This window comes from Erysipelothrix rhusiopathiae, assembly GCF_900637845.1.
GTDB lineage: Bacteria > Bacillota_I > Bacilli_A > Erysipelotrichales > Erysipelotrichaceae > Erysipelothrix > Erysipelothrix rhusiopathiae.
Genome location: NZ_LR134439.1, coordinates 1,416,775 through 1,429,561 on the forward strand (window position 1 = coordinate 1,416,775; position 12,787 = coordinate 1,429,561).

Annotated in this window: 8 protein-coding genes; 7 read left to right on the plus strand and 1 reads right to left on the minus strand. The window is 36.2% G+C overall.

The annotated features are described in order from the left end of the window. Positions 1-13 precede the first annotated feature (13 nt). From EL194_RS06915 to EL194_RS06930, 4 genes are read left to right on the plus strand one after another with little or no spacing between them, the layout of a single operon-like run. Positions 14-2,176, plus strand: a complete 2,163-nt coding sequence (locus tag EL194_RS06915; protein WP_003773405.1) for a hypothetical protein — start codon at positions 14-16, stop codon at positions 2,174-2,176. Next, the gene (locus EL194_RS06920; protein WP_003773406.1) at positions 2,173-2,796 is read left to right on the plus strand and encodes an ATP-binding cassette domain-containing protein; all 624 of its coding nucleotides are present in this window, start codon (positions 2,173-2,175) and stop codon (positions 2,794-2,796) included. The genes EL194_RS06915 and EL194_RS06920 overlap by 4 nt, the downstream gene beginning before the upstream one ends. Before the next feature lie 59 nt (positions 2,797-2,855). Continuing rightward, positions 2,856-4,244 (plus strand): Y-family DNA polymerase, encoded by a 1,389-nt coding sequence (locus EL194_RS06925; protein ID WP_003773407.1) that lies wholly within the window; start codon positions 2,856-2,858, stop codon positions 4,242-4,244. After that, positions 4,204-4,575: a hypothetical protein gene (locus tag EL194_RS06930; RefSeq protein ID WP_003773408.1), complete on the plus strand. Its 372-nt coding sequence runs from the start codon at positions 4,204-4,206 to the stop codon at positions 4,573-4,575. The genes EL194_RS06925 and EL194_RS06930 overlap by 41 nt, the downstream gene beginning before the upstream one ends. Before the next feature lie 782 nt (positions 4,576-5,357). On the opposite strand, the gene EL194_RS06935 is transcribed toward EL194_RS06930, so the two are convergent. Beyond that, positions 5,358-7,139, minus strand: a complete 1,782-nt coding sequence (locus EL194_RS06935) for a family 20 glycosylhydrolase (protein ID WP_034886543.1) — start codon at positions 7,137-7,139, stop codon at positions 5,358-5,360. A 400-nt stretch (positions 7,140-7,539) separates the two neighbouring features. Between EL194_RS06935 and EL194_RS08705 the strand changes: the two genes are divergently transcribed. From EL194_RS08705 to recQ, 3 genes are all read left to right on the plus strand, one after another. Continuing rightward, entirely contained in the window at positions 7,540-9,468 is a 1,929-nt protein-coding gene (locus EL194_RS08705) for a surface protective antigen SpaC (RefSeq protein WP_003773412.1), read from the plus strand. 217 nt (positions 9,469-9,685) lie between these two features. Then, complete coding sequence (locus EL194_RS06945) at positions 9,686-10,669, plus strand: tRNA dihydrouridine synthase (protein ID WP_003773413.1); 984 nt, start codon at positions 9,686-9,688, stop codon at positions 10,667-10,669. A 12-nt stretch (positions 10,670-10,681) separates the two neighbouring features. Further along, positions 10,682-12,484, plus strand: coding sequence for a DNA helicase RecQ (recQ, locus tag EL194_RS06950; RefSeq protein WP_003773415.1), 1,803 nt, complete (start codon positions 10,682-10,684; stop codon positions 12,482-12,484). Positions 12,485-12,787 lie beyond the last annotated feature (303 nt).

Sequence of the window (12,787 nt, forward strand, 5' to 3'; positions counted from 1 at the left end):
AAGGGGGGATTCTATGCGGAAATTGGGTTCGATTTTCACAATTTTGACGGCATTGCTTTTGTTTAGTATTACTTTTACACAGTTTGATCGCGGTTATAAAGCAAGTCAAAGAACGCTCTATAAACAAGAACAACTTAACCAATCAATCCAAACGGTAACGATGAGTTTGAGTATGGAACGGTTTCAAGGAGATCAAGCATCGTTTCTTAAGGCGCTTATAACGTTCTTACAAAATCACGATTACGACGCCTTGGTTAACATTCAAGATCGTTATACCAATAATTTCTATGTTTATACTGATCAAAGTGTGGCATGGAATCATTTAAAACTAAGTAGAGGACTTGATGATCTTAATTTTAAATCACAAGAAGAATATCGATTTATTTCAAACAGTACGCTTCAAAGCGAGGCGTATGCATACGTACTACCGTTTAATCGAAATGATAAACCACCTAAAAGTGATTCATACAATCCAGAGATAAACTATTATCCGCTTCACTTTTTGAATAAGACAGAAAATAAGACCGAAAACTTAATTGTCGGACTGGAAGTATTTGTGCAACCGGAAATGGTAACTCAATTTAAAACTGATTACTACAATGAATTTTTGCTTCCATATTTTCCCTGTTCAGATGTCAGTGCGAATGCTTATTGTGGCATGCTTATTACAACTGATAATACAGGAGTACAAATTCTTGATCAACTCATGCAGCTGAATGCTTTTACAAATCCACTTGAGTTTCCTAACTCATTATTAATCCTAACGATTGGTACCTTATTCACCATTCTTATGATGATTAACATGGAACAAAATCGTGAAATTACCATTCGTCACCTTCATGGGAATCGGTCGCTTCTTATTTTTAAGCGAATTTTTATGAAACCCGTGATGGCTTATATTGGTTTGTTTATGGGAACACTGATTGGACTAAGTATTTATAACGTGGGATTTATGAATACTGTTTCTTTACGGTATTTCCAGAATTTAGCTATTCTCACCGCAATTTATATCGGGTTTGTCATCATTACAACCATTTTGTTTTTCATATTTCAAACCGTTACCGTAAAAAGTATATTTTTAAAGAAACGCACAAAATCTAAAATTATGCAGATTGTCATTCCGAGTTTTAAAATCGTTGCGGTCGTCATCTTACTCATTCCGTTGGTTGGAATCTATGATACATATCAAAACATTCGTCGTTATCAAAGCGTTGTTTCTAGAAAACCTGAATTGCAATCAGGAATGATGATCAATTCAATTAATTATGGTTACGATACGACTTCGGTTGAAACAGATTTGTTTAATGTGAAAGTTTTTGAATTGGTGGAACGCTATGGCTTATCATATATCAACAATGAAGCAATGGTAGATCGTCATGATGACCTTGGATATATCATTACAAATCGAAATGCGTTAACGCATGAATCCATCATGACCCGTGATGGTCATGAACTTGATGTAAGCAGACTGGAAGCGAACACATTGCTTGTACCTGAAGGCAGTGATGATATGGCCGTTCCACACTTTAAAGTGGATACCATTCCGGTTCGAAAAACGCCTACTGTCGCAGCCATAAGTTACAATAACACTCAAAAAAGCATCCGTGATAATGCGCCCATTCTAATTGTGGTTACACCCGACTCAATGTTTGTGGAATGGATTGGGGATGGTTCTGTATTTACTTCTAAATCCAATCAAGCATCGTTTGACGCGATGATTGAAGCAATTTCAATGTGGAGTGATATGCCAGAAGTTACAAAATTGGAAGATGCGTATGAAACTACGATGACCCTGTATCAACATCAACAGTTTAAATTTTATGCAATGTTTGGTGCAACCGTGTCATTGATGATCTTATTTTCAACGTTAATATTTGAAATGTTTATTGATTTAAAAGGTATGGAAGTATCCGTACAGTATTTACAGGGGAAATATCGTTTAAAGCGCTATGGTAAGCTTGTGCTATGGAACATGATGTCATTAGTGCTTGGGTATGGTTTCACGCTTATTCATCGTAGTATTACGGCTACAGAAGTGAATCCTGCAATTTCATTGTATAGCCTCAGCGTATTATCACTTGTAGTGCTTATTACAGATTTAATGTGGATGATATATCAGATTCGAAAATTTGAAAAAGAAGTTATGTTGTATTTATTGAAAGGAGATTTAGGATGATTCAAATCGATAAAATTACGAAAACTTTTGGAAACCGTGTGATTCTCAAAGATTATTCTCTTGAGATTCATCAAAACAGTTTTACCGTTATTGCGGGACCCTCAGGTTCTGGAAAAAGCACACTTTTAAATATTATGGGACTTTTGGATGTACCCGATTCGGGTAATGTAACCCTTCTAGATCAACGAAATCTTAAACCATTCTCACGAAGTGCTTCCACGATGTTACGGAAACACATCGGTTACTTATTTCAAAATTTCGCACTGGTTCCTGAGAAAACCGTTGAATACAATTTGAAAATAGCAATGGAAGGGTATAAACATTCTAAAGACGCTATGATTGATGCATTAAAACAAGTAGGACTTCCCAATATTCTTGATCAATATGTTTACCAATGTTCTGGTGGTGAACAACAACGAATTGCGATAGCACGCTTATTGCTTAAACCTTGCGATTTGATTCTTGCAGATGAACCCACGGGAAGTTTGGATGAGGCAAATAAATATCTAATATTTGACCTGTTAAAAACATTACAAAAACTCGGGAAAACCTTAGTGATTGTTACACATGATCCTGATTTGATTGCGCAAGCAGACAATGTCATTTACTTAGAAACTTAAAGTAGACGACGCCAACTGTCGCTTATTCACGCTATACTTACAGTAAGGAGGTGGTTTGTATGAATATGGTCTTTGATTATGATAAAGAACCTTCACGGGATATATTATGCATTGATTGTAAGAGTTTTTATGCATCATGCGAAGCCGTTGCTCGGGGTTTAAATCCATTAAAAACAAAGTTAGTTGTGATGAGTTACCCCAGTGATAGTGTACGTGAACGAGGAAGTGGTTTGATTCTTGCCTCAAGTCCTATGGCTAAGAAAGCATTTGGAATCAGCAATGTAAGTCGCGCACGTGATTTACCGTTTCCATATCCCGAAGATCTCGTGATTGCTCCACCTAGGATGAATCTGTATATGACCGTTCATCGTCAAATCAATGAAATTTTTAGATGTTATGTTGATGATCAAAATGTTGCTACTTATTCTGTAGATGAAACATTTCTAGATGTGACAGATTCGTTATCCTATTTTAACTGCAAAACTGCTTATGAACTTGCAAAAATCATTCAAACCCATGTTTACAAGGATACTGGAATTTATACGACAGTGGGTATTGGTGACAATCCTTTACTTGCGAAGCTGGCTTTAGACAACGAAGCCAAGCATACTCGTGATATGAAAGCAGAATGGCGTTATGAAGATGTTGCATCGAAACTTTGGAAGATTGAAACGATTACAGATTTTTGGGGAATCGGAAGTCGTACGGCACTTCGACTTAAACGTATGGGAATCGATACAATCGAACAGCTCGCTCACGCAAACTATCATCACCTCAAAAAAGAAATGGGTGTGATTGGCATGCAACTGTATGCACACGCTTGGGGCATTGATCGTACCTTTCTTGGAGAACACTACATCCCAAAATCAAAATCGATTGGAAACTCACAAGTTTTAAACCGTGATTATACGAATAAACAAGAGATTATTGTTGTGATTCGCGAAATGGCTGACCAAGTGGCGACACGACTTCGTAAGGAAAACAAATACACAAAATGCATTGGCTTATGGATTGGTTATTCGCTAAGCTATATTGATGAAACCGGTAAAACCGGATTCAGTAAACAAGTGAAAATCGAAGCAACCAGCAACAGTGCCCGAATTGCGGAAGCGCTACTTCAAATTTTTGATCAGTATTACGACGTGCAAGTTGTACGAAATCTCGGTATTAATTGTACTCAACTGGAAAATCCTACCCAAGATCAATTAAGTCTTTTTGAACCTCTAGAAATCAAAGATCGCGATCGAAAACTCGATCAGGTGGTTGATGATGTTCGTAGCAAATTTGGATTTACGAAACTTGTATACGCAAGCAGTTTGACACAAGGAGGGCGTGCCATTGCGAGAAGCTCCTTAGTAGGTGGGCATGCTGGAGGCATGGAAGGTATTGAAAGTCGAGGTAGTGAAGATGACACGGAAGCGGACAAGAAAAACATTTACAAATTATAATGACTACCATGATCGTCGCTTCGGTTTAAAATGGGGAACGGCCTTTGCTTTATCAGAACTTACTAAAACAATCAATGAAGGCCAGGTTCAGGCAATGAAAAAAAATATTGAATTGCCACAAATGACCCAAGAGGAAATGGATTTGGTGCTTCAACATGCTTTTACGAAATCCTGTCGCATTAGTATCCAAGTAAACCTACGTGATGAAAACAATAATCTCATCGATACCATTACCGGTTCATTTACCGGCTACTCAGATCACATGTATCTTTATGTAGAAAATAACGTGATTAGTTGGGATGTTATCCGAAATATTTCTTTAGAAACCTAAGTGAATATAGATATATGATGATTAAAAGTACATCTTAACGGCACTATATCCGTTTGAATCGTATTGTGACAGTTATGTCAACTATTTCTTACACATATTATACAGTATGTGATTTTATGAGATGATACTAGGCTATAGAGACGAGACTCTTTAAGATTAAAACGTTGATGTTTCTATAGTGGGAGGCTGTAATGAAGCGATTTTTAGTAGTATCGTATTAAGTATTATGATGGTGATTGCATTCAGTAATCCATTCGTTTATGCGGACGATCTGACAAACACTTGAGAACTTGATCAAGTACTTCAAAACTATAATATTTTTTAGTTTTGGTATCACATCATAGCACCCATGTCGGATATTTATAGTCATGTAGGACACTTCGCAGGTTCTGTAATTACCAATAATTTTTGGAGTAAATCAGAAGCGCATTTTTATCCCTCTAAAAGGCCAATAATACCTGTTACACCAATCGACGCGGATGTCCCAGTCGTTCCAGAAGATCTAGTGGATTTAAGTATTCCATAAAAACCAGAAGATCCTGTATATGCGATTGTTTCTAAAAAACTGTAGTACCAAAAGTAAGCCAAGAAGACAAACACAAAAAGTCGAAGGACATCTTACACAATACCGGTAAATCAAGAAACCTCGGTGGATACATTCTTATAGGTGCTGGAATTTATTTTCATAGAAAAAATCGAAATAATTTGTGATCAATTGTTTTATAGATAAATTAAGAAAAAAACACACAATATCGTGTGTCTTTTTTTCATGAACGAACTAATTAGGATTTTCTTTTTAATACAAGTGCGCCACCGAATAACATGAGGCTACCCAAAATTTTATTGGTTAAATCGTACTGGATTCCTGTAATAGGAAGTGTTGTTTCTTTTGGTTTCATAGTTTGTGTCGTCGAAGTTATCTGTGTGGTAGGTGTTTTAGACATCGTTGTGGGTTTGTTTTCTGTTTTGGTGTCTAAGATTGTTGTGTCATCTTCTTTAGGGTTTGGTACATTTGGCTCATCGTTTTTGAATATGAGCGCTTTAAGTGCATTTTCTAGAGTTTCAGTCCACTCATCCACGTCACTTTGATGTGTGATTTTACGATTATTTTCGATAAGTGCTAATGCATCAGTAATAACTTCATAGTTTTCGTAGTCATCAGCATTTAATTTCGTAACACGTTCTTTGAGGACCTCTAGTTTTGAATAATCTGCCATCTTTAGTTCAAGATTTTTAATCGCATCTTCGAGTTGTGAATTAATTGCATCAACTTTATTCTGCTCAGGGATTCGGTATGAACGTACAATTGATGCAACAAGGTTTTGAAGCTTCATTACCGACTCATCAGAATAAAGATCAAGATTTTTAGGGATTGCTGTTAGAGTGTGATCGAGTACTGAATAATCTGCAGGTTTCACTAATTTATCTGCATGACGCGTAGCAAACGCATCCATGAGTTCGATAATATGATTCATACCGTGATCTTGTGATGGATCATCCGCCCAAATCGCTTGCATGCTTCCAATCGATGGAATTTTACTGCCCCCAGCTAAGTCGTTAAAATCGTTGGTTTGTGTTCGCTTCAGAGCATCTTTAAGGTTGTAACCATCTTTATCGATTCGACCTAATACCCAGTACCATCCATCATTTGTATTAAGAATTGGATGTCCTTTTGATGCAAAGTAGTCTGGTTTCGCGACATTAAATCCCCACCAACCTGAAGTCCAATATGAAATAATAATATCTTTATCAAAAGTTCCGAATTGATCTTTACTATTGTAGTAGATACCATCGTTAAAACTCATGGGTTTCATACCTGCATCTTTAATGATTTGAGCTAAAGTATTTGAGTATGCAATAAAATCTCCATAAAGTCCATTTTTTTGCAGTTCACCCCAACCAGGTGATGTGAATACATCATTTGCATATTCATCAGCACCAAAGTTGAAAATTGAGGATGCACCCGCATTTCCAAAGTAGTCAACATATTTCTTAGTTAATGCTTGAACAAAAGCGATTGCTTCTTTATTTTCAATATTAACTGTACGTTCTGAAGTTTTGTTATTGTTTTGGTAACGGACATTGCTTAGTCCAAGTTCTTCCATAGCTACAAGGATTGCGTCCATGTGGCCGGGGCTGTTAATGACTGGAATAATGTCAATTCCGATTGCTTTCGCGTGATTTAGAATGCGTGTCATTTCTGCTTCAGTTAAAACATCACCATTTGGATCATTATAATAACTCTTATTACCAACTGTGATGGCTTTCTTAAGTGCATCGCTTTCAAATGTTTTCCCCTGTACATTCATGGACATATCGTCCAAAACAAAGCGTAAGCCATCATTTCCAAGAAGTATTTGTACCCCAGTATAGCCATTTTGATGTGCTTGATCAATAATGGTCATTAATTGTTCTTCAGAGAAGTATTTTCGACCTGCGTCAATCGAAAGAATGCTTAAAGGGACTTCGGCGGGTTCGTCCGCATAAATCTTATTACCAAAACCTGTGAATGCTAATCCAAAACTTAAAGCTAAGATTACGAATTGTTTCTTCAAGTGTTTCATTGTTTCCTCCTTATGGTTGATGTTCACGGTAACGTTTTCCTCCTTCCATAAAAAAAGACAGGACAATTACAAAAACGACGTTTTGTAATCACCCTGCCTAATTAAATAGTAACATGTGAACATTCATTTACATTATCAAAATACATGAGAAAAAGTGCCTTGTCAAGCATTTCTCGTTAAAAATGATACCGGTATCATTAATAACACAATGCATTTCATTAAAAGTATAGATTAACGTTAGAATGTACTCACAAATCTTAAGAAATCTTAATAGAGCCCTTAAAGCAGCTCAAAACGAAAAAATATCTTTACATGACCGAGATTTTATTTTATTTTTAATTCAGAAACATATCAAAAAAACAACATTATATTTCAAAATAGAACAAAGGGGATGGAAGGCATGACACATAAATCAAAATACATATCACGATTTTTAAAGTTTATGATATGTTCTTGTATTAGTTTTACGGTTTTAATGAGTAAGACAACACTTATTAATGCTCAAGAACTAAAACAAGCAGAACAAGATTTGAAATACTACTCTGAATTGACACCAGAACGAGCATTAGTAATGTTTAAAGCTTACTTATACTCATTTGATGGGATGACGGAAGAACGTGTTAATCGTTATATTAATCAGATTAAAAAACTTCCGGTAGAACAGCAAGCGGCCAAGATTGTGGAACTGAAAAAACCATTTGAAGAACGTAGAGTTCGAGAAAATCGTTTAAAAGCGATTGAGACGCTTACAGAGGAAATCCGTGGTAAGTTCTTTTTTATTCCAAGTAACGTTAAAGAAAACTATATCAGTTTAATTCAAAGTGCACCACTTGAAGAACTAGAGAAATATCGCGAGGAATTACAAGCACTTGATAAGAAGAATTCTTTAATGGCGGATGTGTTTTTAAAACTTCGTGAAGAACTTTTCAAAATGAAATTTTTATCTCAAAGTGAGAAAAATCACTATGATGATGAGATGGAATCTGCATACAACGATAAAAATGAATACATGCTGCAAAGTGTTTTCAAACGAGCACAAGAAGCGAATGAAAAGGCACGTTTAAAAGCTCCTGAAACACTCCTTGGTAATGCGAAAGCGAATGCGAAAACCAAAATCGAACGTTTATACGCCATGATTGATGCAATGGATCACGATCTTAAACCGTTACCCGATACTGCATTCTATCAAGGGTATAAACCTTTTTGGAAACAATATCAATCAATGCGTATACCAAAAGAAGCAATGTTGAAGGAATTGGAAAAGCAAAAACGTGTTGAAGATGTTGAATCATATATTTCACAAAAAGTAATGCAACACATGGACTATGTTTCGTTAGAGTATTCAGCACGAAAAGCTTTAAGCTTAGCAAAGCTTTATCCTAATGTTGCATCCGTTCAAAAACACCTTGCAGAAGATATATTCAAAACATGGCCTCAAGGTGATATTTCGGGTGTGTCTTTTGTATCCGATAGACGACTTCAACGCATTGAACTCGCAATCCAGGAATATAAGAACCAAACTAAAAAACCGGATGAACCTGCAAAACCAGTTGTACATATAAAACCAGATGTGCCTGCAAAACCAGGTGCACCTGTTAAACCAGTAGCACCTGTTAAACCAGTAGCACCTGTTAAACCAGTAGCACCTGTTAAACCAGTAGCACCTGTTAAACCAGTAGCACCTGTCAAATCAGTATTACCAGAAAAACCAAAAGTTTTGATTAAAAACACATGGAAAAAAATCAATCAGAAGAATTACTACTTCAATCAAGACGGACTTCCACTAACTGGATTTTTCAATGTAAATCAAAAACTTTATTATGCAACTGTAGAAGATGGGACGAAATTAGGTTGGCATAAGGTCAATAAAAAGTGGTACTTTACCGAACAAGACGGTTTAGTCGTTATGGGTTGGAAAAAGATTAAGAATCAGTGGTATTACTTAGATAACAGTGGTGTTATGGCAACAGGTTGGAAAAAAGTATCGAATAAGTGGTATTACCTTGGGGAATCGGGTGCTATGGCATCGGGATGGAAAAAGATAAACAATAAGTGGTACTATCTTGAAAACTCAGGTGTGATGGCAACAGGCTGGAAAAAAGTGAATCATAAGTGGTACTATCTTGAAAATTCAGGAGCGATGGCTACAGGATGGAAAAAAATTAATAATACGTGGTATTTTCTTGAACCGTCAGGAATGATGGCAACGGGATGGAAGAAAGTTAACCAGCAATGGTATTACTTTAATGATTCAGGCGCTATGATAACAGGACGGCACAAAATACAGGGGAAATGGTACCGATTTAATGAGAATGGGGTCTGGTTATAATCGACAAACAAAAACACTTCGTTTTGGAGTGTTTTTCTTTGTTGATTGACAAATGTATCATGAAAATGTAATACAGATAAATTAGAGAAGCTGAGTATGAATTTAACACAATGATATACTTATACACTTTATATGTATTGAAAAAAAAGACGAAAAATGGGACAATAAGTCACAAAGGCTCTATTAAAAAGAGTAAGATATTAAGCGAGGAAGAATCATGACACAAAATTTTTGGAAGGCACTACCAAAGCCCTTTTTTATACTAGCACCGATGGAAGATGTAACGGATGTGGTATTTCGCCATGTTGTTGCGAAAGCAGCTCAACCCGATGTATATTTCACAGAATTTACAAATAGCGAGAGTTATTTCCATGCGAAAGGACGAGAGAGTCTTCGTGGAAGATTGCTCTTCACAGAGGATGAACAACCGATTGTTGCTCATATTTGGGGTGATAATCCTGACTATTTTCGTGATATGAGTATTGGCTTGGCTGAGATGGGGTTTCAAGGTATTGATATCAATATGGGGTGTCCTGCACCGAACGTTTTTAAACATGGTCGTGGCTCGGGTCTAATTTTACGTCCCGAAGTTGCCGCTGAAATTATACAATCGGCTAAAGCAGGTGGTCTTCCTGTGAGTGTCAAAACGCGTTTAGGACATCGTGATGTTCAAGAATATAAATCATGGATTGCTCATGTGCTACGTCAAGATATTTCTAATCTATCGATACATCTTAGAACGAAGACGGAAATGAGTAAGGTTGACGCACATTGGGAGTTAATACCTGAAATCTTAAAACTTCGTGATGAAATTGCTCCGGATACCTTAATCACAATTAATGGTGATATTATGGATTATAAAATGGGGAAAGAACTTGCAGATCTTTATGGTGTTGATGGTGTCATGATCGGTCGTGGTATTTTTCATAATCCATTCGCATTTGAAAAAGAACCGCAAGAGCATAGTGCAAAGGAACTCCTTGACCTTTTCCGCTATCATTTAGATCAATATGATTTGTATTCTGCACAAGAACCCGGCTTATCAAAACCACTACATCGTTTCTTCAAGATTTATATTCGAGAATTTAAGGGAGCTAATGATTTGCGTACAGCACTTATGGATACAAAAACCACTGATGATGCGCGTACAATTTTGGATGCATTTGAGAAGGAACACCTTGATCTTTTACTTACAATATAATAAGGAGGCATCATGAATACATTTCAAGTGCTACAAGATTATTTTGGATTTGACGCATTTCGTAGTGGTCAAGAAGAAATCGTGAATACAATTTTAAACGGTCAGGATGTATTAGCGTTAATGCCAACTGGTGGTGGTAAGTCTTTATGTTATCAAGTTCCGGCAGTAATGTTGGAGGGGATTACTGTTGTTGTATCACCCTTAATTTCACTTATGAAAGATCAAGTGAATGCTTTAAACTTGATGGGGATTCCATCGGCATACATCAATAGCTCATTAAATGAAAATCAGAAAAGACTTGTTTATGAGCGTGCTCTTCAAAACCACTATAAATTAATTTACGTCGCTCCTGAACAATTGTTGACGCAACGATTTCAAACGTTGATTCAAGGGATCACAATTTCTCAAGTTTCGGTTGATGAAGCGCATTGTGTTTCACAGTGGGGTAATGATTTTAGACCCCAATACTTAGACATACCCAAATTTATAGAGATGGTTCATCCACGTCCTGTTGTAACGGCCTTTACCGCTACCGCAACCGAACGAGTACGCGAAGAAATTAAAACAAATCTTAAACTTATTAATCCACTCGAAACGATTCAATCGTTTGATCGACCCAACTTGTTTTTCCAAACAAACGAATTGAAAGATATCGATAAAAAAGACTATATTTTAGATTATTGTCTCAATACAAAGGATTCAGGGATTGTATATTGTCAAACTCGTAATGAAGTTGAGACCATTACAAACCTACTTCGAAGCCATCACATCGCTTCGGCAGGATATCATGGTGGTATGAATGCATCGGAACGTATTGTAAATCAAGACGCATTCATCCAAGAGAATATCCAAGTTATGGTCGCAACGAATGCCTTTGGGATGGGCATAGATAAGTCCAATGTTCGATTTGTTATCCATCATAATATGCCTAAAGAATTGGAAGGGTATTATCAAGAAGCAGGTCGAGCTGGTCGCGATGGCCAAGTGGCAACGTGTATCTTGCTTTTTAATGGTAAAGATATTCGTACGAATCAATTTTTTATTGAACAACTTGATGAAAGTCATGATGATCAAGATTACCTTGCAGTTGTAAAAAAACGTGCCAATGATCGCTTATCTCAAATGGTCGATTACAGTAAGACAACTCAATGCCTTCGGTATAAATTAATGACTTATTTTGATGAGAAAGCACCAACTCAATGTAATCAGTGCTTTAATTGTTTAAACCATTACAAAAGTGTCAATGTAACCATGGAAGCACAGAAAATCATGTCGTGTATCTTAAGGATGCATGAGCGTTATGGAACAGGTCTGGTAATCGATGTCTTAAGAGGCGCAAAAACACAACGCATCTTAGATTTAGATTTTCATGAGCTCAGTACATATGGAATCATGAATTCATATGATAAGTCACGCATTGAGATTATTATTCAAGGTTTAATTGATGTTGATTATATTGAGCGTCTTACCGATCAATACAATATTTTAAAAATTACTGAAAAAGGGAAGTCATTTCTTATCAATCGCAGTGATTTAAGCATTCGTCTACCTAAAGAGAAGCAGACGCCAGAAACACGAACAACAGTTCACGAAGTAGATACAGATCTTCTTCAAGCACTTAAGTCAATTCGTAAAGAGTTGGCGGATAAACGAGGTGTACCACCCTTTATTATTTTTTCAGATGTCTCTTTAATTGATATGTGTAGCTTAATGCCTCGAAATCCAGAACAATTCTTAGCTGTAAAAGGGGTTGGGAAGAAAAAACTTGAACTTTATGGTGCCCAATTCTTAGAATGCATTCATGAATATATTTAAAACTCGTATTCCAATTACGAGTTTTTTTTATAACCACAGCAATTCTAAAGTTAACGATTTAACGATAAAAGTTGTACAATAAACGAAATAATTCACAAGTGGTGCATGATGTGAAGCTCTAAAATCTTAAGAATCTAACCATATCATCAAAAATATAATCATTTGATTAACTAAAGAGTGGGTTTTACGTCAATCTGCTTGAAAATGACGAATTTTGATTAAAATATATAATATTAAGAATGTGTGGAGAGCCAATTGACAGTCATTTTAGTGCATGATAATATCACTTTACACTAGTTGTTA

Excerpts from the sequence above, each read along its gene's own strand:
- EL194_RS08705 (WP_003773412.1), top strand. The coding sequence starts at position 7,540 with ATGACACATAAATCAAAATACATATCACGATTTTTAAAGTTTATGATA.
- EL194_RS06935 (WP_034886543.1), bottom strand. The coding sequence starts at position 7,139 with ATGAAACACTTGAAGAAACAATTCGTAATCTTAGCTTTAAGTTTTGGA.
- EL194_RS06930 (WP_003773408.1), top strand. The coding sequence starts at position 4,204 with ATGACACGGAAGCGGACAAGAAAAACATTTACAAATTATAATGACTAC.
- EL194_RS06945 (WP_003773413.1), top strand. The coding sequence starts at position 9,686 with ATGACACAAAATTTTTGGAAGGCACTACCAAAGCCCTTTTTTATACTA.
- recQ (WP_003773415.1), top strand. The coding sequence starts at position 10,682 with ATGAATACATTTCAAGTGCTACAAGATTATTTTGGATTTGACGCATTT.
- EL194_RS06920 (WP_003773406.1), top strand. The coding sequence starts at position 2,173 with ATGATTCAAATCGATAAAATTACGAAAACTTTTGGAAACCGTGTGATT.
- EL194_RS06915 (WP_003773405.1), top strand. The coding sequence starts at position 14 with ATGCGGAAATTGGGTTCGATTTTCACAATTTTGACGGCATTGCTTTTG.
- EL194_RS06925 (WP_003773407.1), top strand. The coding sequence starts at position 2,856 with ATGAATATGGTCTTTGATTATGATAAAGAACCTTCACGGGATATATTA.